The sequence below is a fragment of the Stenotrophomonas sp. YAU14A_MKIMI4_1 genome, from assembly GCF_003086855.1.
In the GTDB taxonomy this organism is placed as follows: Bacteria; Pseudomonadota; Gammaproteobacteria; order Xanthomonadales; family Xanthomonadaceae; genus Stenotrophomonas.
In genome coordinates, this window is sequence record NZ_CP025998.1 from 2,098,591 (window position 1) to 2,120,034 (window position 21,444).

At 67.0% G+C, this 21,444-nt stretch carries 21 protein-coding genes and 1 pseudogene; 9 read left to right on the plus strand and 13 right to left on the minus strand.

All coding sequences use genetic code 11. The features are described from left to right. Nucleotides 1-25: 25 nt before the first annotated feature. The 4 genes from C1931_RS09630 to C1931_RS09645 form a co-directional block, all read right to left on the minus strand. A complete protein-coding gene (locus C1931_RS09630; RefSeq protein WP_108756142.1) occupies nt 26-706 on the minus strand; it encodes a flagellar hook capping FlgD N-terminal domain-containing protein in 681 nt (226 codons plus the stop codon). Between the two features lie 23 nt (nt 707-729). Further along, nucleotides 730-1,137: a flagellar basal body rod protein FlgC gene (flgC, locus tag C1931_RS09635; protein WP_108749581.1), complete on the minus strand. Its 408-nt coding sequence runs from the start codon at nt 1,135-1,137 to the stop codon at nt 730-732. A 3-nt stretch (nt 1,138-1,140) separates the two neighbouring features. After that, a complete protein-coding gene (gene flgB / locus C1931_RS09640) occupies nt 1,141-1,536 on the minus strand; it encodes a flagellar basal body rod protein FlgB (protein ID WP_075075988.1) in 396 nt (131 codons plus the stop codon). A 394-nt stretch (nt 1,537-1,930) separates the two neighbouring features. Continuing rightward, nucleotides 1,931-2,875, minus strand: a complete 945-nt coding sequence (locus C1931_RS09645) for a chemotaxis protein (RefSeq protein WP_025879111.1) — start codon at nt 2,873-2,875, stop codon at nt 1,931-1,933. Nucleotides 2,876-3,163: 288 nt separating this feature from the next. Here C1931_RS09645 and flgA point away from each other — a divergent pair, with 288 nt between their 5' ends. The 4 genes from flgA to C1931_RS09665 all read left to right on the plus strand — a co-directional run bounded on the left by flgA (nt 3,164) and on the right by C1931_RS09665 (nt 5,837). Beyond that, on the plus strand, nt 3,164-3,811 hold the full coding sequence (gene flgA / locus C1931_RS09650; RefSeq protein ID WP_199912421.1) for a flagellar basal body P-ring formation chaperone FlgA: 648 nt from the start codon (nt 3,164-3,166) through the stop codon (nt 3,809-3,811). Between the two features lie 75 nt (nt 3,812-3,886). Beyond that, on the plus strand, nt 3,887-4,192 hold the full coding sequence (gene flgM, locus C1931_RS09655; protein ID WP_108756144.1) for a flagellar biosynthesis anti-sigma factor FlgM: 306 nt from the start codon (nt 3,887-3,889) through the stop codon (nt 4,190-4,192). Continuing rightward, entirely contained in the window at nt 4,189-4,527 is a 339-nt protein-coding gene (locus tag C1931_RS09660; protein WP_108749585.1) for a flagellar protein FlgN, read from the plus strand. The genes flgM and C1931_RS09660 overlap by 4 nt, the downstream gene beginning before the upstream one ends. A gap of 92 nt (nt 4,528-4,619) precedes the next feature. After that, nucleotides 4,620-5,837, plus strand: coding sequence for an ATP-binding protein (locus C1931_RS09665; RefSeq protein WP_108756145.1), 1,218 nt, complete (start codon nt 4,620-4,622; stop codon nt 5,835-5,837). Nucleotides 5,838-5,917: 80 nt separating this feature from the next. On the opposite strand, the gene C1931_RS09670 is transcribed toward C1931_RS09665, so the two are convergent. Both C1931_RS09670 and C1931_RS09675 read right to left on the minus strand, forming a co-directional pair. Continuing rightward, nucleotides 5,918-7,693: an EAL domain-containing protein gene (locus tag C1931_RS09670; RefSeq protein ID WP_108756146.1), complete on the minus strand. Its 1,776-nt coding sequence runs from the start codon at nt 7,691-7,693 to the stop codon at nt 5,918-5,920. 3 nt (nt 7,694-7,696) lie between these two features. Next, the gene (locus tag C1931_RS09675) at nt 7,697-9,799 is read right to left on the minus strand and encodes a PAS domain-containing sensor histidine kinase (RefSeq protein WP_108756147.1); all 2,103 of its coding nucleotides are present in this window, start codon (nt 9,797-9,799) and stop codon (nt 7,697-7,699) included. A gap of 133 nt (nt 9,800-9,932) precedes the next feature. On the opposite strand from C1931_RS09675, the gene C1931_RS09680 reads away from it, so the two are divergent. Beyond that, nucleotides 9,933-12,671 carry an EAL domain-containing protein gene (locus C1931_RS09680; protein WP_108756148.1) on the plus strand — a complete coding sequence of 913 codons (2,739 nt, stop codon included), beginning with the start codon at nt 9,933-9,935 and terminating at the stop codon, nt 12,669-12,671. Nucleotides 12,672-12,898: 227 nt separating this feature from the next. On the opposite strand, the gene C1931_RS09685 is transcribed toward C1931_RS09680, so the two are convergent. The 7 genes from C1931_RS09685 to C1931_RS09715 all read right to left on the minus strand — a co-directional run bounded on the left by C1931_RS09685 (nt 12,899) and on the right by C1931_RS09715 (nt 17,884). Then, on the minus strand, nt 12,899-13,426 hold the full coding sequence (locus C1931_RS09685; RefSeq protein ID WP_108756149.1) for a hypothetical protein: 528 nt from the start codon (nt 13,424-13,426) through the stop codon (nt 12,899-12,901). Between the two features lie 67 nt (nt 13,427-13,493). Beyond that, the gene (locus C1931_RS09690) at nt 13,494-13,799 is read right to left on the minus strand and encodes a hypothetical protein (RefSeq protein WP_233614753.1); all 306 of its coding nucleotides are present in this window, start codon (nt 13,797-13,799) and stop codon (nt 13,494-13,496) included. A gap of 5 nt (nt 13,800-13,804) precedes the next feature. Beyond that, the gene (locus C1931_RS09695; RefSeq protein WP_108749595.1) at nt 13,805-14,995 is read right to left on the minus strand and encodes a methyl-accepting chemotaxis protein; all 1,191 of its coding nucleotides are present in this window, start codon (nt 14,993-14,995) and stop codon (nt 13,805-13,807) included. 181 nt (nt 14,996-15,176) lie between these two features. Beyond that, nucleotides 15,177-15,791: a high frequency lysogenization protein HflD gene (hflD, locus tag C1931_RS09700; RefSeq protein WP_108753063.1), complete on the minus strand. Its 615-nt coding sequence runs from the start codon at nt 15,789-15,791 to the stop codon at nt 15,177-15,179. Beyond that, nucleotides 15,788-16,930 carry a tRNA 2-thiouridine(34) synthase MnmA gene (gene mnmA / locus C1931_RS09705; RefSeq protein ID WP_108756151.1) on the minus strand — a complete coding sequence of 381 codons (1,143 nt, stop codon included), beginning with the start codon at nt 16,928-16,930 and terminating at the stop codon, nt 15,788-15,790. The genes hflD and mnmA overlap by 4 nt, the downstream gene beginning before the upstream one ends. Beyond that, nucleotides 16,927-17,370: an NUDIX hydrolase gene (locus tag C1931_RS09710; protein ID WP_108757717.1), complete on the minus strand. Its 444-nt coding sequence runs from the start codon at nt 17,368-17,370 to the stop codon at nt 16,927-16,929. The genes mnmA and C1931_RS09710 overlap by 4 nt, the downstream gene beginning before the upstream one ends. A 19-nt stretch (nt 17,371-17,389) precedes the next feature. Next, on the minus strand, nt 17,390-17,884 hold the full coding sequence (locus C1931_RS09715; RefSeq protein WP_108756152.1) for a hypothetical protein: 495 nt from the start codon (nt 17,882-17,884) through the stop codon (nt 17,390-17,392). 111 nt (nt 17,885-17,995) lie between these two features. Between C1931_RS09715 and clpS the strand changes: the two genes are divergently transcribed. The 4 genes and pseudogenes from clpS to C1931_RS20595 all read left to right on the plus strand — a co-directional run bounded on the left by clpS (nt 17,996) and on the right by C1931_RS20595 (nt 21,440). Then, the gene (clpS, locus tag C1931_RS09720) at nt 17,996-18,322 is read left to right on the plus strand and encodes an ATP-dependent Clp protease adapter ClpS (protein ID WP_108749599.1); all 327 of its coding nucleotides are present in this window, start codon (nt 17,996-17,998) and stop codon (nt 18,320-18,322) included. 375 nt (nt 18,323-18,697) lie between these two features. Beyond that, nucleotides 18,698-20,980, plus strand: a complete 2,283-nt coding sequence (gene clpA / locus C1931_RS09725; protein WP_108749600.1) for an ATP-dependent Clp protease ATP-binding subunit ClpA — start codon at nt 18,698-18,700, stop codon at nt 20,978-20,980. A gap of 180 nt (nt 20,981-21,160) precedes the next feature. Continuing rightward, nucleotides 21,161-21,277, plus strand: a pseudogene (locus C1931_RS20590) (peptidase); the annotation flags it as partial. An 85-nt stretch (nt 21,278-21,362) separates the two neighbouring features. Further along, the gene (locus tag C1931_RS20595) at nt 21,363-21,440 is read left to right on the plus strand and encodes a hypothetical protein (RefSeq protein WP_267895969.1); all 78 of its coding nucleotides are present in this window, start codon (nt 21,363-21,365) and stop codon (nt 21,438-21,440) included. Nucleotides 21,441-21,444 lie beyond the last annotated feature (4 nt).

Consider the following 21,444-nt stretch of genomic DNA (forward strand, 5'->3'; position numbering starts at 1 on the left):
TCCTGGTAGATGCGGGATGTGCGGCTCAGCTGACGCGGAGCACGTAGTCGATCGGGGCCGTGCCCAGGCCCTTCAGGTTCAGGTACAGGCCGTCCGAGCCGACGGTCACGCTTTCCACCGGCGCCTGCACATAGGTGGACAACTTGGTTTCCGCGCCAGCGGTGTCGGTGTGGGTGGCGGCAATGGTGTAATCGCCGGCAGACACGCGGTTGCCGTTGGCATCCTTGCCGTCCCACTCGAAGGCGGTTTCGCCGGCGGCGGTAGCTTCAACACTCAGCTGGGTGACCGTGTTGCCGTTGGCATCGGTCACAGTCACGTTCACGATGCCGGCGCCCGGTGCAGCAACCACGCCGCTGGCACCGCCTTCATCGCCCAGCACCATCTTGGTGGAAGGCACCAGCACTTCGTGGCCGACCAGCGCCGCGCCACGCAGCACCTGGTCGCTGGCCATCGATTCCTGGAAGCCCTGCACCGTGGTGTTCAGATCGGTAATGCCCTGCACGGTGGACATCTGCGCCATCTGCGCGACCATCTGCGTGTTGTCCATCGGCTTCAGCGGGTCCTGGTGCTGCAGCTGTTCGGTCATCAGGCGCAGGAAGTCGGCCTGGTCCAGCGTGCTCTTGCGCGTGCTGGCGTTGCTGTTGGGGGCAGTCAGGCCCAGGGCGCTGTACACGTCCTGGCTGGTCTGGGTAGAGACGGTGGTCATCGGGTAATCCTCAGGGGTCCGCCTCAGCGGCCCATGGTCAGGGTGGCCAGGGCCAGTTCCTTGGCGGTGGTCAGCATTTCCACGCCGGCCTGGTAATTGCGCGAGGTCGAGATCAGGTTGACCATCTGCGCCACCGGGTCCACGTCGGGCTGGTAGATGTAGCCTTCGGCGTCGGCCAGCGGGTGGCCAGGCTCGTAGCGCTTGATCGGCGCTGCTTCGCTCTGGCTGATTTCCTTCACCTTCACCGAAGTGACATTCGGATCGGTCTTGCTGGTGACGGCCTGGAAGATCGGCTCCAGCGGTTTGTACACCGCGTCGGCCGAGCCGGCGATGCTGTCAGCGTTGGACAGGTTGGAGGCGATGGTGCTCATGCGCACCGACTGCGCCTGCAGCGCGGAACCGGCGATATCGAAGATCGGCAGATTGCTCATGGCTTATTGCCCCGTGATCGCGGTCAGCATGGAACGCACCTTGCTTTCGACGAAGCTGAGCGAGGCGCGGTATTCCAGGGCAGCACGGCCATAGGCGGCGCGCTCTGCATCGGGGTCGACGGTGTTGCCGTCCAGGCTGGGCTGCACCCCTTCACGGGCCACCTGGAACGGGTTCAGGCCACTACTGATTTCGTAGTGCTGCTCGTTGGTGGTGGTCATCAGACCGTTGGCATCCAGGCCCTGGGCGTGGCGCAGGGCGGCATCGAAGTCCAGGTCCTGGGCCTTGTAGCCGGGGGTGTCGGCGTTGCCGAGGTTGCTGGCGATCAGCTTCATGCGCTGTTCGCGCAACGGCATGGCCTGGGCGTGGACGCCCAGGTAATCGGTAATCAGGTTGCGCACGATGCACTCCCACAGGAACGTTGCCCGGGAAGCTGCAAGCGGTGTGCCAAAAGCGTGAAGGGGTCAGAGCCCCTGCGGGGGTCCGATCCCAACAGGGCAGGGGAGGCGCGACGGGGTCAGATCCCCGCAGGGGCTCTGACCCCATTGGGACAGGGGAGGCGTGAAGGGGTCAGAGCCCCTGCGGGGATCCGACCCCGCGTGGCGGCCTTACGCCGCCATGGCCACCTTGCGCAGGCGGTCCAGCACGAAGTCCGCCAGTTCATGCGGCGAATACTTGGCCACGAAGGCATTGGCGTGAAGGGGTCAGATCCCCGCAGGGGCTCTGACCCCATTGGGACAGGGGAGGCGTGAAGGGGTCAGAGCCCCTGCGGGGATCCGACCCCGCGTGGCGGCCTTACGCCGCCATGGCCACCTTGCGCAGGCGGTCCAGCACGAAGTCCGCCAGTTCGTGCGGCGAATACTTGGCCACGAAGGCATTGGCGCCCACGCGTTCGACCATCGCATTGTTGAATACGCCCGACAGGGAGGTGTGCAGCAGCACATACAACCCGGACAGCCCGGCGTGGCGCCGGATTTCTGTCGTCAGCGTATAGCCGTCCATGGCCGGCATTTCGATATCGGAAATGACCATGGCGTAGCGCTCGGCCGGGTTTTCGCCCGAAGCGTGGATCTGCAGCAGGTGGTCCAGCGCCTGCTTGCCGTCGGACAGCAGGGTGGCGCCTACGCCCAACTGGTCCAGCACGCTGCGGATCTGCTGGCGGGCCACCCGCGAGTCGTCCACCACCAGCACCTGCAGCTGCGGCGCGTCGGCAGGCATGGCCATGGCCGGGTCCAGCACGGCTTCACCGCGCACCTGGGCAATGTCGGCCAGCACGCTTTCTACGTCGATCACCTGGATCAGTTCGCCCTGGAAGCGGGTGACGGCGGTCAGGTAGCTCGATTCGGCGCCCAGCTCCGGCGGTGGGTGGATGTCCTCCACCGCGATGTTCACGATGCGTTCCACCCCGCTCACCAGGAAGCCCTGGATGGAGCGGTTGAACTCGGTCACCACCAGGTAGCCCGGCGCGGTGTCCGCATCCGGTTCACGCTCGGGGTGGCCGATGGCCAGGCCCAGGTCCAGTACCGGCACCGAGCGGCCGCGCACGTCGGCCACGCCGGCGAACTGGCCGGGCAGGCCGGGCACCTGGAACAGCTCGGGCCGGCGCAGCACTTCCTGCACCTTGAAGACATTGACGCCAAAAAGCTGACGTCCGCCGAGACGGAACAGCAGCAGCGCCAGGCGATTGTGGCCGGCCAGTCGGGTCCGCTGGTCGATCCGGTTGAGCAGGTCATGGGACATGGCTGCTGTATCGGCGTGGTGCCCGCCGAACTTGAGGGTCATGTGATGCCCACACCCCGCGGTCGTAGCGTCGAGCTTGCTCGACTTCCGCCTCTTGTAGAGTCGAGCCATGCTCGACTGATGTGCCGTGCAGTCGAGCACGGCTCGACTCTACAGAAGGACGTCGAGCAAGCTCGACGCTACAAAAGCCGGACGTCGAGCACGCTCGACGCTGCAGAGGTGGGCTGGCACAGCGCTTGCATCCTTCCGGGCCAGGTCCCAGCGAACCCAGGAGGCGCCATGTGCCGGATGACATTACTAGTAGCCGCCGCGCTCGCGATGGCCGCGCCGTGGGCGCAGGCCGCGCAGTGGCAGCCGGTGGCCAGCATTCGTGCCGCAGCGCTGTCCACCCTGGCGGCCGGCAGCGAAGGCGAGGCCATCGTGGCCGATGCGCTGCGCCTGCCGCAGTGTGGCAAGCCGCTGGCGGTGCAGCCCACCGCCAACACCACTGTCGAGGTCAGTTGCCCCGATGCGGGCGGCTGGCGCCTGTTCGTGCCGGTGAAGGTACGGCACAACCAGACCGTGCTGGTGCTGACCCGTGGCATCGCCACTGGAGAAACCATCAGCGCGGCCGATATCAGCACTGCCCAGCGTGACGCCGCCCGTATTGCCGGCGCCGTGCTGGCCGACCCGGCCGCGGCGGTGGGGCGCATTGCGCGCCGTCCGCTGGCGGCCGGCAGCCTGTTGTCGGGCAATGATCTTCTGGCACAGCGTCTCATCAAGCGCGGAGACAATGTGGCCTTGGTCGCCCGCACCGGCGCCGTGGAAGTACGTATTGCCGGCCGCGCCCTGGGCGATGCCGGGCACAACGACCGCGTTTCGGTCGAAAACCTGTCCACCCGCCGCATCGTGCAGGGCGTGGTGGATGCGGCCGGTGACGTAATCGTGGCGCGTTGAAAAAGTTTGGAAAATCCCTAAAGATCACGGCCCAGCGGCCGTTATCCCTTGTGTACGGCAACTCCAGGACACCCCATGAGCCAGAAAATCGACGGCAATCTGCAGATCCCGCAGGCCCTGCGCGGCGTGACGACCCCGGCCATCAAGCCCGGCGTCAGCAGCGATTCGGCTGCCCGCCCGGTGGAAGCAGCTGACAGCCTGCGCCTGACCGGCGAAGCCACCAACCTGCAGGCCATCGAACGCGACCTGAGCACCGCCCCGGCGATCGACGCCCAGCGCGTGGCCGCAGTGCGCGAATCGCTGCAGAACGGCACCTACAAGATCAATCCGGACGCGATTGCTTCGCGCATGCTCGAGCTGGACCAGCAGCTGCAGGGATGAGCGCGGCCATGAGCGAGCCGCTGCAGCGCCTTGCCGAGGCCCTGGACGTTGAACGCCAGGCCTTGGTCGAGCACGACGTGCATGCGTTGATCCGCGCCACCGGGGCCAAGCTGGAAGCGCTGCGTGCGCTGGAAGGCACGCCGCCGGTCGGGCAGGGCGAACAGCTGCAGGAACTGGCCGAGCGCAACCGCGCCAACGGCGTGCTGCTGTCGCGCCGCCGCCGCGAGGTCAACTGGGCGCTGCGCCAGCTCGGCCGCACCGAAGACGCCTCGGCTTACGACGCCAAGGGCCAGTCGCACACCGTCACTGCGCGCCGGCCGCTGGCCGTCGCCTGATTCCCCGGCGGCCACTGGCCGCCACCGGGCGGGCTGTGACCCGCAGCCGGAGCGCGTATATTGGGCGCCTGTTCGCAAGCCCCCGAGTCGACGTGTCCGCCGCCAACGCCCTGGTTACCGCCCCCCTTCCTTCCCAGCCCGTGCTGCAGGCCCTGTTGCAACGCCTGCGCGAAGGGCTGTTGCTGTTCACCGCAGACGGGCAGGTGGCATTGGCCAATCCGGCCGCCCAGCACCTGCTGGGCAACGCCGACAGTGCGGCCGCACCGGCCCAGCGCCTGCGCGAACTGCTGCCGCCTGATGCCCTTGAACAGGCCCGGCAGCAGGGTGCCTGGAGTGGCAGCCTGCCGCTGGGCGAGGGCGTGGTCATCGCCCATCTGTACCACCATGGCGAGGGCGGCCAGAGCCACTACCTGGCGCTGTTCCAGCGCATTGAAGGGCAGGAAGACTACGAACGCGAGCTGCAGCAGCGCCATGCCGAACTGCGCCAGGCGTACCTGCGTCTGAACGGCACCCAGGAAAAGCTGCTGCAGTCGGAAAAGATGGCCTCCATCGGCCAGCTGGCCGCTGGCGTGGCGCACGAGATCAACAATCCCATCGGTTACGTGCACTCCAACCTGGGCAGCCTGCAGGAATACCTGCGCAGTCTGTTCACGGTGATCGAAGCCTACGAACGCGCCCTGCGTGCGCCCGATCCGAAGGCGCTGATTCCGGAAATCGACGATATCCGTGACCGCCTGGACATCGATTTCATCAGCCGGGATCTGCCGCAGCTGATGGCCGAATCACGCGAAGGCATCGAGCGGGTGACCCGCATCGTGCGCGACCTGAAGGACTTTTCGTACTCCGGCCGCGACGAGTCGTGGAAGCTGGTGGACCTGCATGCCGGCCTTGAATCGACCATCAACATCATCTGGAACGAGCTCAAGTACAAGGTCACCCTGGAACGCCAGTTCGGCCAGTTGCCGCTGGTGGAATGCCTGCCGTCGGAACTGAACCAGGTGTACATGAACCTGCTGCTCAACGCAGGCCATGCCATTGCCGAGCGCGGCACCATCACCGTGCGCACCGGCGTGGATGGCGAGACCGTGTGGGTGGAGTTTGAAGACACTGGCGGTGGCATTTCGCCGGAACTGCGCCAGCGCATCTTCGATCCGTTCTTCACCACCAAGCCGGTGGGCAGTGGCACCGGGCTGGGCCTGTCGATTTCCTACAGCATCATCAACAAGCACCACGGCCGCATCGATCTGGACAGCACCCCGGGCGTGGGCTCGCGCTTCCGCGTGGTGCTGCCGATCAAGCAGCCGCGCTGACCTTCGACCGCCCTTCGCCGGGCATGGCCCGGCGCTACCCACGTGTTCCGGTAGCGCCGGGCAATGCCCGGCGGGCGTAATCACCGCAACGGCGTACGATCCTCGCCACCTTCCAGCGGCTCGGCCAGCGCCGGGCCTGCGTTGCTGCGGCGCTGCTCTTCATACGTGCGGAACGCCTGGTGGATGTGCTTGCGCAGCTCATCGTCGTTCCACGGCTTGGTCAGGAAGCGATAGATCGCACCGCGGTTGATCGCATCGGTCACCGTGTTCAGATCGGTGTAGCCGGACAGCACCAGCCGGATCGTGTCCGGGTACAGCATCTTCACCCGGCCCAGGAATTCGGTGCCGCTCATGTCGCTCATGCGCTGGTCGGACAGGATCACCTGCACGTCGTTGATCGCCAGCAGATCGAAGGCGTCGCGCACGTTGCCGGCGGCCAGGATGCGGTAGCCATCGCGGCGGAACAGGCGCACCAGCGAACGCAGCACGTTTTCCTCGTCATCCAGCAGCAGCAGGGTGCGGTCGGGGCGCGTTTCGGCGAAGGCTTCCGGGCGCAGGTAGCGGCGGCGCAGGGTCATGCCGGCGGCATCGGCCGACATCGGCTCGCCGAACAGATAGCCCTGGAACACATCGCAGTCGTTGCGGCGCAGGAAGCCCAGCTGGGCCTGTGATTCCACGCCGTTGGCAATGACCGTCATGCCCAGCTGGTGGCCCATGGCGATGATCGCGCGGGCAATGGCCGCCTCGCGGTTACCGGCCGGGGCGCTCTTGATGAAGCTGCGGTCGATCTTCAGCTTGTCCACCGGGTAGCGCACCAGCGCGCTCAGGCTGGAATCGCCGGTGCCGAAGTTGTCCAGGCTCAGGCTGATGCCTTCATTGCGCAGGTTGGCCAGGGTTTCGTGCACGAAATTGACGTTGTTGGTCAGCGCGCTTTCGTTGATCTCCAGCGTCAGCATGTGCGCCGGAACGCCGGCGGCCTGCATCAACGACATCACTTCGGCGAAGAAGTTCGGGCGCAGCAGCTGCAGGGTCGACACGTTCACTGCAATGGTGAAATCGTCAAAGCCCTGGTCGCGCCACAGGCGTGCCTGCTTCAGTGCGCCTTCCAGCACCCACGTGCCGATCTGCACGATGATGCCCAGCCGTTCGGCGGTGCGCATGAAGCGTTCCGGCACCAGCATGCCCAGGGTGGGCGACTGCCAGCGCAGCAGCGCTTCCATGCCCACCACGTGGCCATCGCGTGCGCTCACCAGCGGCTGGTAGCGCAGCTTCAGTTCGCCATTGGGAATGGCATCGACGATCTGCCGGGCAATGATGCTTTCACTGTGCGCGCTGGGCGGGGTGTCCACTGCGTGGATGCGCACCGCGTTGCCGCCTTCGCGGGCCGCCTGGTAGAGCGCATCCTCGGCGTGGTCCAGCAGCCGCGACGCACTGCTGGCATGTTCCGGGCACAGGCTCACGCCCAGCTTGCCGGTCATGAACAGGGTGTACGGCAGTACGGAGAGTGGCAGCTCCATCTGCTGGCGGATCTCTTCGGCGAAGTCTTCCGGCAGCGGCAGGTCGGCGGTGCGCGGTACGGCAATCAGGAACTCATCGCTGCCGTGCCGCCACAGCTTGCCACGCCCGCGCAGGTACGACTGCAGCCGCTGGGCCACCAGCACCAGCGCCTGATCGCCCACTTCGGCGCTCATGTTCTCGTTCACCGAAGCGAAGTGGTCGATGTCCACGTGCATCAGCATCAGCGGGGTGCCGCCAGAGGCCGCCTCGGCCACCATGGCCTGCAGTTCGGGGTTGCCGGCGCCCAGCCGGTCGGGGGCGTCGTCAATGCTGACCGGGGGCAGGTTGGGGTTCCACATGGTTCAGTGTTCCGGAGACTCGACGGCCGCCGTCATGGCGGCCTGGTAAGGAAGGTGGACGTCGACCAGGGTGCCGGCGCCGTGCGCCGAAGCGATATGCACGTGGCCGCCCACGCTCTGCGCGCGCTCGCGCATCACGATCAGGCCCAGGCCGCGCGGACCATCGGGGTCGAAGCCCTCGCCATCATCGCGGATCTGCAGGTGCAGTCCGCGCTGGCCCAGGTCGCGCAGCTGCAGCTGCACCTGGCTGGCGCGCGCGTGGCGCAGGGCATTGGTCAGGCTTTCCTGCGCAATGCGGAAGCAGGCCTGTTCGATGCTGTTGTCCGGGCGGGTGGGCAGGGCGTCGATGTCGGCCAGCAGCTCCACCGGCGACGAGCGGAACAGCACCCGCGCCTGCCAGCTCAGCGCGGCTTCCAGGCCCAGCGCATCCAGCTGTGGCGGGCGCAGCAGGGTGGAGATGTCGCGCAGCTTGGCCACGGTGGTGTCGGCCAGGCTGACGATCTGCGCAAGGTCCTCGCCGCGGCGGGCGGGGTCCTGTTCGTCCTGCGCGGCATAGGCCGACAGCTTCATGGCGGTGATCGCCTGGCCGATGTCATCGTGCAGGTCGCGCGAGATCGCCCGGCGCTCGTCTTCCTGCAGCGAGAACAGGCGCCCGGCCATGGCCTGCAGTTCGCGGTTGCTGTTTTCCAGCGCGCTGCGGGTGCGTTCGGCTTCACTCAGGTCACGCACGATCAGCAGCTTGCAGTCGCGGCCACCGTAGCGCACCTCACCCACCGCCAGGCCGGCATGGAAGTGGCGGCCGTCGGCACGCTGCATGACCGCCACGCTGCTGTGGCCCGGGCTGTGCTGCGGCTGGCCGGCCCGCAACTGGGCGCGCACCCGCTGCAGATCGGCGCCGTTCACCAGCGCCGACAGCGGCTCGCCCAGCAGGGCATGGCTGCCATAGCCGAACAGCGCCGCGGCCCACGCATTGGCATACAGCACATGTTCTTCGGACAGGATCACCACGCCGTCGGGCAGCACCCGCACCAGCTCGCGGAACTGTTCTTCGCGCTCACGCAGCAGGCGCCGCGACTGCTCGCGCTCGGTCACGTCCTGCAGCGTACCCAGCACGCGTTCGCGGCCGGCTTCGTCGCGGCCACTGGTCGCGCGCAGGTGCACCATCAGGGCGCGCCCATCCATGGCCAGCAGCGGCAGCAGCACGTCCACCTGGACCGGTTCGCCAGCGCACAGGTCGGCCAGCAGCTGCTCGGTCTGCGCGGCAGTGGCCGGGTCGGCCGGCACCAGCAGTTCGTCAAAGCGGTGCCAGCGCCGGGCCTCGGGCGGGCGCCGCCCCAGCAGATGGTAGACCTGGTTGGAATAGCGGCCCAGGCCGCTGGCGGGGTCCAGTTCCCAGGCACCGATGCGCGCCAGCTCGTGGGCTTCCTCCACCCGCGCCAGCGCCTGGTCACGGCGCAGCTGCGCCAGGTCTTCAGCGGTGCGATCAATGGCGATCAGCAGGCGGGCGTTGTGGCCGTCATAGTCGATGGCATTGGACCGCAGCTCCATCTGCCGCAGGCTGCCATCACGCAGCTGCAGCTGCGCGCGCAGGATGCACAGCTGCTCGGGCGCTTCGCGGATCGCCTCCAGCTTGGTCTGCAGCGCCTGGTCCTGGCCGCGCGGCCACAGGATCTCGATGGTGCGGGCCAGCAGTTCCTCGCGCTCCCAGCCGAAGGCCAGGCATGCCGCGGGATTGGCATCGAGGATGGCCAGGCTGTCCAGGTCGTACACCAGGATCGGCCCGGGGTTGCCCTCGAACATCTGCCGCAGGCGGGTCTCGGACATCTGCAGCCGCGCATGGGTGGCCAGCACGTGCTCGGCCAGTGGTCGCAGCAGCAGGTAGAGCAGGCCCGCGCTGGCGAAGACGAAGAACGCGCCCTTCACGCTCTGCCAGAAGGCGGCCTGCTGCGGATCGAGCACGAACCCGTTCACCGCGCCGTCGGAGGCAATGATCCAGGCCAGGGCCATCATCAGATAGCTCAGCACCACCCGGCGGCGGTCGCGCCGCAACGACTGCGCCATCCGCAGGGCGGAATCTGGGTCGGTGCCGGTTGGGTCTGCGGGCATGGACAGGGGCAGTAAGGAGGGGCGCCAGCCATCTTACCGCGCGGGTGTGCGATGGCCACTCAATTATCCCTGCGGCGGGCCGTTAAGGACTGCATGCCCCGCTGTCGGGCGCGTCTTTCCGGAGCTAGATCGCGTGGACCAAGGGATCATCGCCAGCCTGCTGCAGCATCCGCTCGCGTCGGCACTGGTCATCGTCGACCGCAGTGGCCGCCCGCTGGCGGCCAATCCGGCCGCGCGCGAACATGGGCTGCCGGCCACCTTGGCGGCCTATGCCCCCATGCTGGAAGACCTGCGCCTGCTGGCAGCCGACGGCGGCATAGTGCCGTGCTCGCTGCCCGGCGGGCCGCAGGGGCACTACGACGGCCACCTGCGCGCCGTGCACGATGGCAGCGGCAACCTGCTGGCCTTCACCCTCAGCGTGCCTGAACCGGTACCGCTGACCGGCGGCGGGCGCTGGGCGCTGGCCCTGGAAAGTGCCGGCCACAGCCTGTGGGACTGGGATATTCCCACCGACCGCGTGCTGCGCACGCCCGCGCTGGGCGATGAAAGCGCTACCGAGATGCTGGGCCGGGTCCACCCGGACGATATCGCCGATGTGCGCGCGGTGCTGGACGAGCACCTGCGCGGGCACAGCGAGCAGTACAGCGCGCAGTTCCGCTTCCGCCAGGGCGATGGCCATTGGCGCTGGGTGCTGGATCGCGGCCGGGTGGTGGCGCGTACCGCCGACGGCCAGCCGCTGCGCATGGTCGGCACCCATACCGATATCGAACAGCAGAAGCAGCTGGAAGCACTGCTGCAGGAACAGCAGCTGCACCTGAGCGAGGCCCAGCGCATCGCCAGCATGGGCAGCTGGTCGTTCGATCCGCAGAACCACCGGTTCTGGTGGTCGCCGGAGCTGCGCTCGCTGCTGGCGCTGGAGCAGGGCAGCGTGCCCGGCCAGCGGCGCTGGCTGAAGCAACTGCATCCGCGCTCGCGCGGTGCGCTGCGCGCTGCATGGCGGCGCCTGTGGCGCGACGGCCGCGCCGCCAACCTGGACCTGGAACTGACCCGTGGCAGCGAGCCCTCGCAGCACCTGCGCCTGTGGATGCAGCCGCTGCTGGACATGGACGGGCAGCCCAAGCGCCTGCTCGGCCAGGTGCAGAACATCACCGAACAACACCAGACCGACGCGCTGATCCGCTGGCGCACCGAGCTGCTCAATCGCGTGTCGGCGCTGGGTCGTATTGGCGGCTGCGAAATCGAAGTGTCCACCCGGCACATGCAGTGGACCGAGGAGTGCTACCGCATCCATGGCCTGCGCAAGGAACCGATCACGCTGGACCAGGCGCTGGCGCTCTACACCGAGGACTCGCGCAACGCGTTCGAGGCCGCGCTGGGCCGCATTTCCAATGGCGGGCTGCCCGAGCAGCTGGACCTGTGCTTCTACCGGCAGTCCGGCCTGCGCGTGTGGGTGCAGGTGCTGATCGAGCTGGACCGCCGCGACGGCCTGCCGGCCCGCTACGTGGTCCTGTTCCGTGACATCACCCGCGAACGCGAGGCCAGCGAGCGCATCGAACTGCTGGCCCACTACGACCTGCTGACCGGCCTGCCCAACCGGGTGCTGCTGGGCGAGCAGACCGCCGAAGCCATCGAAGAGGCGCGCGACCGTGGCACCTCGCTGGCCATGCTGTTCATCGACCTGGACGGCTTCAAGAACATCAACGACAGCTTTGGCCACGCCACCGGCGATGCGCTGCTGAAGGCCGCTGCCACCCGCCTGCACCAGAACCTGCGCAACAACGACCTGTTCGGCCGCTTCAGTGGTGACGAATTCATCGTGGTGCTGCGCGACCTGGCCGAGCCGGAGGATGCCGGCCATGTGGCACGCAAGCTGATTGGCTCGCTGGCCGAGCCGCTGCGTCGTGGCGACACCACACTGAAGGTCGGGGCCAGCGTCGGCATCGCCATGCTGGGTGAATCACAGACCGATTTCGATTCGCTGCTGCGCGCCGCCGATGCGGCCATGTACGCGGCCAAGGAAGCCGGGCGCAACACGTATCAGTACTACAGCCAGGACGCCCTGGCCCGCATCCAGCGCCGCCTGGAGATCGAACACGGCCTGCACGGCGCGATCGAGCGCGAAGAGTTCAGCCTGGCCTACCAGCCGCTGCTGCACGCACACAACGGCGAACCGCCGGCAATCGAAGCGCTGCTGCGCTGGCACCGCCCCGGCATCGGCTACTGCAGCCCGGCCGAGTTCATTCCCATCGCGGAGAAGTGCGGCGAAATCGTCCGCATCGGCGATTGGGTGCTGAACGAGGCCTGCCGCCAGGCTGCGGCGTGGGACCGCGCCGGTCTGTGCTTCGAACGCGTGGCGGTGAATGTGTCGGCCGTGCAGTTGCGCGACCGGGGCTTTGCCGAGCGCGTGATCGAGATCTGCCACGCTCACGGCTGGCCGCCGCAGCGGCTGGAACTGGAACTGACCGAGTCGGCGCTGATCCGTGACACCGACATCCTGCGCCATTGTTTCGATGTGCTGGAACGGCATGGCGTACCGCTGGCGGTGGATGATTTCGGTACCGGCTTCTCCAACCTGAACTATCTGAATCGTTTCCCGGTGGGGCGGCTGAAGATCGACCGCAGCTTCGTGCAGGGCATGCTGCACGACTCGGGTACGGCCGAAGTGACCCAGGCTATCGTGCACCTGGGCCACGCGCTGGGCATGAAGGTGGTGGCCGAAGGCGTGGAAACGCACCAGGAAGAAGACATGCTGCGCCGCCAGGGCTGCGACGAGATCCAGGGCTACCTGTACTCACGCCCGCTCAGCCCGCGCGATCTGGCCCAATGGCTGCGCCAGCAGCACGCCGGCAGCGAAGTCGCCCTGGCCCGCTGACGCCGGCCCACACCGCATTGGTAGGTGCCAACCTTGGTTGGCACGCTTGCATGGGCCGACAATCATCCATCCACGCATGGCGTGGATCTACGGTAGGTGCCAACCTTGGTTGGCACGCACGCGTGCGCAATCCCTCATCCACGCATGGCGTGGATCTACGGTAGGTGCCAACCTTGGTTGGCACGAACGCGTGCGCTCGCAGACACCCATCCACGCATGGCGTGGATCTACCGGGGTGGGTCCTTGAACTGCCAAGGGAATTCGTTGCGCACCCGTGCGCGCACCGCCTCCACTACATTGGCATAGCGCCGGCGCTGGATGCGGTAACCGATATAGAACAACAGCGGCACCGCCAGCATCGGCCACGCCACCGGGCGCAGCAGCACGATCGGTACCAGCAGTACGGTCAGGACCGTTGCGAACCAGCTGCAGCGGCCGAGCACACGCACTTCGCGGCGCCGCGTGTCCACCACGATCTGGCCGTGCAGCAAGGGAAAGTAGCGGCCACCGAATCCCGGTACGAAGCTTTCACGGAATGCAACGCTGCCGTCGGGCAGGGCGCGGAATGCCAGGCGCGCCCATCGTTCGGTCGGAAGATCGTATTCCAGGCCGCCCAGCGAAAGTCGTTTCAGATCGTCAGGTGAAGCGGCAATGCGCTGGTTGAACAGCACGATGCCGGTGCGGAAGAAGAGCGGCGCCCATGCAAGAAGCAGCAGCAATTCGATCAGCACCAATGCGATCAGGGCGATGGCCATCGGTCTTCCATGAACGGGACTGGGGCATCATGCCATGGGTACGAGCCCATCCACGCATGGCGTGGATCTACAGCGCGTCGCCGCCCAGGCCGAGATCCCAGGCCAGGCTCATCAGGGCGTCGGTCTGGGCCGGCGGGGCGGGGCGGGCATCGGCCAGGCGCTGCAGCTCCTGAATCTCCTCGCGCGCCACGTCCTCCAGCTGCTGCAACTGCTCGCGCACGCTGGGGTTGCGCGGGCGTTGGCTGGCGTCGATGGGGGGCAGGGCGCGGATCAGGGTCATGCTGCGCGGGTCGGCGTGGTCCAGAGCTAGCGTACAGGCAAAGGCCCCGGAACTACCGGGGCCTTCGGCGCTGCCGGAAAAGGCAGCGGACATCAGGGTCAGAACAGCTCGACCGTACCGGCGCCCATGTTCTGCTGGGCAACCGGCTTGTGCGGCGGACGTTCCCATTCGCTGCGCAGGTCGCGCAGGCGGTTGCCGGTGCGCTGCAGTGCGGTGGCGATCTCTTCGTCGAACACGCCGCCATTGCGGTGCAGCAGCTCCTGCAGGGCCACCGCCTCACGGTTGATCGCGGTCAGGCGATCCAGGTGGGTGTGCACGCCGCCCAGGGCCTGGGTGGCGATGTCTTCGAACTGCAGGGCGCGCACGGCCTCGGCCACGCTGCCGTCGATCGAACGGGCGCATTCGGAGACTTCGCGCATGCCATCGCCCAGCGACGCGTTGATCTGCGCCACGTTGTCGAGCATGGTTGCCGCTTCCTGGCGCGCTTCGCGGGACCGGTCCATATCGCGCGAGGCCATGTGCGAGACGGTCTCGCGCACCTTGGCAATGGCGTCCTTGGAACTGTGCGCCAGCTTGCGGATCTGTTCGTTGAAGGTGGTCGAGCGCTCGGACAGATTGCGCACTTCGTCGGCCACCACCGCGAAACCACGACCGGCTTCGCCGGCACGAGCTGCTTCGATGGCCGCGTTCAGCGCCAGCAGGTTGGTCTGGTCGGCAATCGACTTGACGTCTTCCAGCAGGGCGAAGATGCCGTCCAGGTGCTGCGCCATCTGGTCGATGTGCTGCACGGTGGTGCTGCTCTGGCCGCTCACCTGTTCCAGCGCTTCCACCAGCTGTTCCATGCGGTTGCTGGCGTGCTGGGCGAAGCGGGCCACGTCGAGGCCGGCACTGCCTTCATCGCCAGCGCGGTCGACGATGCGCGACAGGGCCTGACTCTGCTGGCGGGACTTGCGGTTCATGGCATCGAAGCTGCCACCCAGGCTGGACACGGCCTGGCGGATCAGGTCACGGGCGCGTTCGACTTCGCCACGCGAGCCGTCGATCTCGTTGCCGACGAAGCTGCGCAGCTCGGTCAGCAGCTGGTCCTGCTCACGCAGGACACGGGCATGTTCCGGGGAACGATGGGCCTGGGCACGGGTGGTCCACCACGCGAAGCCGAGCCAGCTCAGCGTCATCGTGGTCAGGATCGCCCAGCGCAGGGCGGCCGGCCATTCGAAACCGATGGCGAAAGGGAGCAGCAGGGTCAGAGCCAGGGGGGCGGCCAGACGGATGAAAATGCGTGAGTACATGGACGTTCTCGGGAGGTGCACGGAGGATGTATCGGCCGTACCCCCTTTCTCTTTAACGTCGATGTGCTTTCTGAATGCGCCGGATTTCTGGCGCCTTCCGGTGTCCTGGGGTCAGAGCCCTTTTCCGGGGAAAAGGGATCTGACCCCGGGGCAGACGACCCCGGGCTCCGACCCCCGGCCCTCAGGCCAGCAGGCGGTCCACCGCTTCGATCATGGCCTTGCGCCCGATCAGGAAGTCCCAGTAGCTGCCGCCCACCTGCCGCCACAGCACCGCGGCGCGCACGGCGGCCAGCAGCAGGGCGCGGATCTCGGCCACCACCCCGGCCTGGGCCAGGTAATGCGGGTTGCCCTGCACCATCACCCGCGGCTTCAGGTGGCTGATGGTGTCGGCGTACAGGCCGCCCAGGTTGGCCAGCACGTCCGGGTGGCCGCTGTCGCCCAGCTCGGCGGCCTGCTGCTGGGCACGCTCGATGCCCGAGGCCACCTTGTTCACGGTGGCCCCGTCCTGCACGAAGCGGCGCTCCAGCTGAAGCACCGACAGGGCCAGCTTGGGCAGCACCGGGTCCTGGCCCTGGTTGCGGAAGTAGTTGTGCAGCAGGCGCAGGCCACTCTTCAGCGCATGGCGGTCACCAAAGACGTCCTGCGGCGAGCCGGCATCGATGCGGAACACACTGTCCACCGCGGTACGCACGGCAGAGGCATCGGAATGGCCGGTATCGGCGATACGGCGGACCTGCTGCAGGGCCTGGGCAATGCCGGCCAGGGCCAGTACGCGGTCGTCGACAGTGAAACTCATGCAGCAATTACCTCGAAAGGAGAAGGGGTGGTGCGCAGGCGCTGTTCCAGCGGCGCATCGGTGGCGGCGATCACCGCACCGCCCAGGCAGACCTCACCGTCATACAGCACCAGCGACTGGCCGGGGGTGACGGCGCGCTGCGGCCGGGCGAAGGTGACCAGCACGCTGCCATCGTCCAGCACCGATACCACGCACGGTTCATCGGGCTGGCGGTAGCGGGTCTGTGCCGTGCATTCGAAGCGCCGGGCCGGCGGCGCGCCGGCAATCCAGTGCGCGGTTTCCGAGCGCAGGCGGTTGGACAGCATCCATGGGCTTTCCCGGTCCTGGTCCACGTACAGCACGTTGCTGGACACATCCTTGCCCACCACGTACCAGGGCGCGGCCGGGCGGCCGCGCACGCCGCCGATGTTCAGGCCCTCACGCTGGCCCAGGGTGAAATAGAACACGCCGGGGTGCTCGGCAATCACGCTGCCATCGGCCGGGTCCAGGATCTGGCCCGGGCGCGCGGGCAGGTAGCGGCCCAGGAACTCGCGGAAATCGCGCTCGCCAATGAAGCAGATGCCGGTGGAATCCTTCTTGGCATGGGTGGGCAGGGCGACGTCGCGGGCGATGCGGCGCAGATCGCTCTTTTCCAGGTCACCAATCGGGAACAGGGTCGCGGCCAGCTGCGCCTGCCCCAGCTGGTGCAGGAAGTAGCTCTGGTCCTTGCTGCGGTCGGCACCGCGCAGCAGCAGCCATTGCTGGCCGCGCTGGGCCACGCGGGCGTAGTGGCCGGTGGCGATGCGTTCGGCGCCCAGCTCGCGGGCGGCGTCCAGGAAGTGCTTGAACTTCACCTCGCGGTTGCACAGCACGTCCGGGTTGGGGGTGCGGCCGGCCGCGTACTCGGCGAGGAAGTGCTCGAACACGCCCTGCCAGTACTCGCTGGAAAAATCGCGGAAGTGAAACGGAATGCCCAGCAGCCCGCAGACTGCCACGGCGTCGCGGCGGTCGTCCTCGGCGCGGCAATCGCCGCTGCCATCGTCGGCCCAGTTCTGCATGAACAGACCGGCCACGGCCTCGCCCTGCTGCACCAGGCGCCAGGCGGCCACCGATGAATCCACGCCGCCAGACACCCCCACCATCACCCGTGGGCTGCTCATGCGACCTCCTGCACCAGGTGCAGCGGGTGGCGCTGGCCGGCCAGGTAGTCGGCCAGCACGCGCCAGACCAGCGGGCTGCGCAGGCGCTCGCCGGCGGCCTGCAGCTCATCGGGGGTCATCCACAGGGCACGGTCGATGCCGGTATCCAGCGGTTGCGCCGGGTCATGGCTGAGCGGGCGGGCGGCATAGCAGAACCGCAGGAACACGGTGCCGTCGCCGGCGGTCCACTGGTAGCAGCCGATGAAATCGGTCAGCGCCACGGTCCAGCCGGTTTCTTCCCGGGTTTCACGCAGCGCCGCCTGGGCCAGGCTCTCGCCCGGCTCCAGGTGGCCCGCCGGCTGGTTCAGCACGGCGCGGCCCTCGATGGTTTCTTCCACCAGCAGCACGCGGCCGCCATCGACCACCACGGTGGCGACGGTGGCGTGGGGTGCCCAGCGCATGTCCTGCGGGGTATTCAATTCAGAGGTCGTCCTTCTTGGTCAGTTCCAGTTCCATCGCATCGGCGGTACGGATCGCCGCGTCGATGGCATCGCTCAGCTGTTCAGTGCTGGCATCGGCATCGATCTTGACCACGAACATCGCGGTCATGTCCTGCTTCACCCAGCCGCCCATCTTGGCGTCCTGCGAATCTTCCAGCAGACGGTTGGCCACCTCGGCCGGGAACTGCTTGCTCTTGCCGGTGTAGCCCGGCGACCAGATCTCGCGGATGTTGTGGGTGCCGAAATCTTCCACGGTCGAGCGCACGTACACGATCTGGGTCCGGTCGCCTTCCACGTCGAACACCATCTGGTAGTCGCCGTCTTCGTCAACTTCGTAGGTATAGCCCAATTTGTCCAGGTGGCGCCCGATGGCGGCATCGGCCTTGGCCGCGCTGTTGCCAGCGGCGTTGGCCGCGGCGGCCATGGCCGGGGTGGCCAGGGCGATCAGCAGGGCGGGCAGAAGGATCCTTTTCATGAAATTCCTGTGAAACACGTTGGGGAAGGCGGTAATTGTGACGGTGCCGGTGCGTGTCGTCCATTCTGCGGCAGGCCGACGCGGCTGGCCGCCAGCGCTTATAATAGGCGGATGCCCCGCGAGTCTTCCCCCGATTCCCACCACGAGCACGGCCTTGCCGTGGAGCCCGCGCGCCCGGAAGTGGCGCCGCCGCCGTTCTACCAGGTCATGCTTCTCAACGACGACTACACCCCGATGGATTTCGTGGTGGATGTGCTGCAGCAGTTCTTCACCATGGACCTGGACAAGGCCACCCAGGTGATGCTGCACGTCCACACCCGCGGCCGCGGCGTCTGCGGGGTGTTCACTCGCGAAGTGGCCGAGACCAAGGTGGCCCAGGTCAACGAGTACTCGCGCATGAACCAGCACCCGCTGCTGTGCACGATGGAAAAGGCCTGAGCCGACTGCCCCGTAGAGTCGAGCTTGCTCGACTGCTCTGGCCAACAGCAGTCGAGCAAGCTCGACTCTACGACGGCCTTGGTCGCGCGCCCCAATGGCAGCCCCGTCGCAGCACCACGCCTTGGTCGCCCCTCCGCTGGCCGCTCGGCGCCACAGCCTGCGTGCTCTCCTTCAAAGCCATGGGGATGGTCCATTCACGTCACAATCGCCCGCGCCTCGGGTAGGGTGCGCTCAGGCCCCCGTGGGCTGCCCGTGGAGTGAATGATGATCAAGCGGTTCGCACTGCTAACGCCATCTGAACGCTGCAATCCGCTAGGGTGATGGAAATCGCGTAGTCAGGCCGCATATTGTCTCCAACTGCCGCCGGAGTAATCCATGTTCAGCAAAGACCTCGAACACACCATCGGCCAGTGCTACAAGCGCGCCCGTGAGGCCCGGCATGAGTTCATGACGGTCGAACACCTGCTGTTGGCACTGCTCGACAACCCCTCCGCCCAGGCGGTCCTGAAGGCCTGTGGCGCCGACGCCGAGCGCCTGCGCCAGGAGCTGGAACAGGCCATCGAGGCCTCGGTGTCCCGCCTGGCCGAAGATGATGGCCGCGATACCCAGCCCACCCTGGGCTTCCAGCGCGTGCTGCAGCGGGCCGTGTACCACGTGCAGTCCTCGGGCAAGAAGGAAGTGACCGGCGCCAACGTGCTGGTAGCGATCTTTGGCGAAAAGGACTCCCACGCTGTCTATTACCTCAACCAGCAGGATGTCACCCGGCTGGACGTGGTCAATTACCTGTCCCATGGCATCGCCAAGCTGGGCGAGGAGGGCGAACAGCCGTCCTCCCCGGAAAGCGAGGGCCGCATGGAGGGCGGGGAGGGCGAGCCCAAGGGCGACGCGCTGACCGAATTTGCCAGCAATCTGAACGACCAGGCCCGCGCCGGCCGCATCGACCCGCTGGTCGGCCGTGCCGACGAGATCGAGCGCACCATCCAGGTCCTGTGCCGCCGCCGCAAGAACAACCCGCTGTACGTGGGCGAGGCCGGCGTGGGCAAGACCGCGATCGCCGAGGGCCTGGCCCGCCGCATCGTGGAAGGCTCGGTGCCCGACGTGCTGGCAGATGCCATCATCTACTCGCTCGACCTGGGCGCGCTGGTGGCCGGCACCAAGTACCGGGGCGACTTCGAAAAGCGCCTGAAGGGCGTGCTGACGGCCCTGAAGAAGGTGCCCAACGCCGTGCTGTTCATCGACGAGATCCACACCATCATCGGTGCCGGTTCGGCCTCGGGCGGCACCATGGATGCCTCCAACCTGATCAAGCCGGCCCTGGCCTCGGGCGAGCTGCGCTGCATCGGCTCGACCACCTTCCAGGAATACCGCGGCATCTTCGAAAAGGACCGGGCGCTGGCCCGTCGCTTCCAGAAGATCGACATCGTGGAGCCGACCGTGGGTGAAACCTACGAGATCCTGCAGGGCCTGAAGGCCAAGTACGAGGCCCACCATGGGGTGACCTACTCGGACGAAGCGCTGCAGGCCGCCGTGGACCTGTCGGTCAAGCACATCGGCGACCGTCTGCTGCCGGACAAGGCCATCGACGTGATCGATGAGGCCGGTGCCCGCCAGCGGCTGATGCCCGAAGGCCAGCGCAAGGAGCTGATCGACGTCGAAGAGGTCGAATCGATCGTGGCCAAGATGGCGCGCATCCCGGCCAAGCAGGTCAGCGCCACCGACAAGGATGTGCTGCAGCACCTGGAGCGCAACCTGAAGATGGTGATCTTCGGCCAGGACCCGGCCATCGACACCCTGGCGTCGGCCATCAAGCTGGCCCGCTCGGGCCTGGGCAACCCGGAAAAGCCGATCGGCAACTTCCTGTTCGCCGGCCCCACCGGCGTGGGCAAGACCGAAGTGACCAAGCAGTTGGCCCTGCAGCTGGGCATTGAGCTGGTGCGCTTTGACATGTCCGAGTACATGGAGCCGCATTCGATCAGCCGCCTGATCGGTGCGCCCCCGGGCTACGTCGGCTTTGACCAGGGCGGGCTGCTGACCGAAAAGATCGTCAAGACGCCGCACTGCGTGCTGCTGCTGGACGAGATCGAGAAGGCGCACCCGGACATCTTCAACATCCTGTTGCAGGTGATGGACCGCGGCGTGCTGACCGACACCAACGGTCGCGAAGCCAACTTCAAGAACGTGGTGCTGGTGATGACCACCAATGCCGGTGCGGCCCAGGCCTCGCGGCGTTCGATCGGTTTCACCAAACAGGACCACGCCACCGACGCGATGGAAACCATCCGCCGCGCGTTCACCCCGGAATTCCGCAACCGCCTGGACGCAGTGGTGCAGTTCCAGGCGCTGGGCTTCGAGCACATCCTGCGCGTGGTGGACAAGTTCCTGATCGAGCTGGAAATGCGCCTGCAGGAAAAGCACGTCAGCCTGTCGGCCACCCCGACCGCGCGCGACTGGCTGGCCCACCATGGTTTCGACCCGCTGATGGGCGCACGGCCGATGGCCCGCGTCATCCAGGACAAGATCAAGCGTCCGCTGGCCGACGAGCTGCTGTTCGGCAAGCTGGTGAACGGTGGCAAGGTCAGCATCGACGTGCGCGACGACGAACTGGTGGTGGAAACCCAGGCAGAGCCCGAGCGGCTGCTGCCGGCCACGGTGGAATAAAACCAGCGGCCGGGGTCACGCCCGGCCACTGTTGGGGGGGTAGGCAAGGGCGGCTTCGGCCGCCCTTTTTTGTGCGCGGTTGTCGCTGGCTGCCTTGCCCGGTGCTGGGATCGGTGGGAGTGTCTGGCGTTCAGCGATACTGTACACCTATTGTATCGCGTAACGATACGGGATACAGTTGTGATCATCAGCTTTCGGCACAACGGTCTAGAGCAGCTCTATCGAACAGGCGCCAGCCGAGGTATTCGTCAGAGTCACGCGGCGAAGCTGCTGATGATTCTCTCCATTCTTGACGTCGCATCCGGCCCTCACGATCTGGCGATGCCCGGCCTGCGCTTGCACGGCCTGAAAGGTGCATTGCAAGGGGCACTGGTCGATATGGGTGAACGGCAACTGGCGGGTCACATTTCGATTTTCGGGCGGTGATGTTGAGCTGCTGGATTACCAGGACTACCACTGAGGCG

What these genes read in the sequence shown, in the direction of transcription:
- C1931_RS09690 (WP_233614753.1), bottom strand. Translation starts at nt 13,799, where the DNA reads ATGTCCGCTGCCTTTTCCGGCAGCGCCGAAGGCCCCGGTAGTTCCGGG.
- flgA (WP_199912421.1), top strand. Translation starts at nt 3,164, where the DNA reads ATGACATTACTAGTAGCCGCCGCGCTCGCGATGGCCGCGCCGTGGGCG.
- C1931_RS09695 (WP_108749595.1), bottom strand. Translation starts at nt 14,995, where the DNA reads ATGTACTCACGCATTTTCATCCGTCTGGCCGCCCCCCTGGCTCTGACC.
- flgM (WP_108756144.1), top strand. Translation starts at nt 3,887, where the DNA reads ATGAGCCAGAAAATCGACGGCAATCTGCAGATCCCGCAGGCCCTGCGC.
- clpA (WP_108749600.1), top strand. Translation starts at nt 18,698, where the DNA reads ATGTTCAGCAAAGACCTCGAACACACCATCGGCCAGTGCTACAAGCGC.
- C1931_RS09670 (WP_108756146.1), bottom strand. Translation starts at nt 7,693, where the DNA reads ATGTGGAACCCCAACCTGCCCCCGGTCAGCATTGACGACGCCCCCGAC.
- C1931_RS09685 (WP_108756149.1), bottom strand. Translation starts at nt 13,426, where the DNA reads ATGGCCATCGCCCTGATCGCATTGGTGCTGATCGAATTGCTGCTGCTT.
- flgC (WP_108749581.1), bottom strand. Translation starts at nt 1,137, where the DNA reads ATGAGCAATCTGCCGATCTTCGATATCGCCGGTTCCGCGCTGCAGGCG.
- C1931_RS09660 (WP_108749585.1), top strand. Translation starts at nt 4,189, where the DNA reads ATGAGCGCGGCCATGAGCGAGCCGCTGCAGCGCCTTGCCGAGGCCCTG.
- C1931_RS09710 (WP_108757717.1), bottom strand. Translation starts at nt 17,370, where the DNA reads ATGCGCTGGGCACCCCACGCCACCGTCGCCACCGTGGTGGTCGATGGC.
- hflD (WP_108753063.1), bottom strand. Translation starts at nt 15,791, where the DNA reads ATGAGTTTCACTGTCGACGACCGCGTACTGGCCCTGGCCGGCATTGCC.
- C1931_RS09630 (WP_108756142.1), bottom strand. Translation starts at nt 706, where the DNA reads ATGACCACCGTCTCTACCCAGACCAGCCAGGACGTGTACAGCGCCCTG.
- clpS (WP_108749599.1), top strand. Translation starts at nt 17,996, where the DNA reads ATGCCCCGCGAGTCTTCCCCCGATTCCCACCACGAGCACGGCCTTGCC.
- C1931_RS09675 (WP_108756147.1), bottom strand. Translation starts at nt 9,799, where the DNA reads ATGCCCGCAGACCCAACCGGCACCGACCCAGATTCCGCCCTGCGGATG.
- C1931_RS09645 (WP_025879111.1), bottom strand. Translation starts at nt 2,875, where the DNA reads ATGTCCCATGACCTGCTCAACCGGATCGACCAGCGGACCCGACTGGCC.
- C1931_RS09715 (WP_108756152.1), bottom strand. Translation starts at nt 17,884, where the DNA reads ATGAAAAGGATCCTTCTGCCCGCCCTGCTGATCGCCCTGGCCACCCCG.
- mnmA (WP_108756151.1), bottom strand. Translation starts at nt 16,930, where the DNA reads ATGAGCAGCCCACGGGTGATGGTGGGGGTGTCTGGCGGCGTGGATTCA.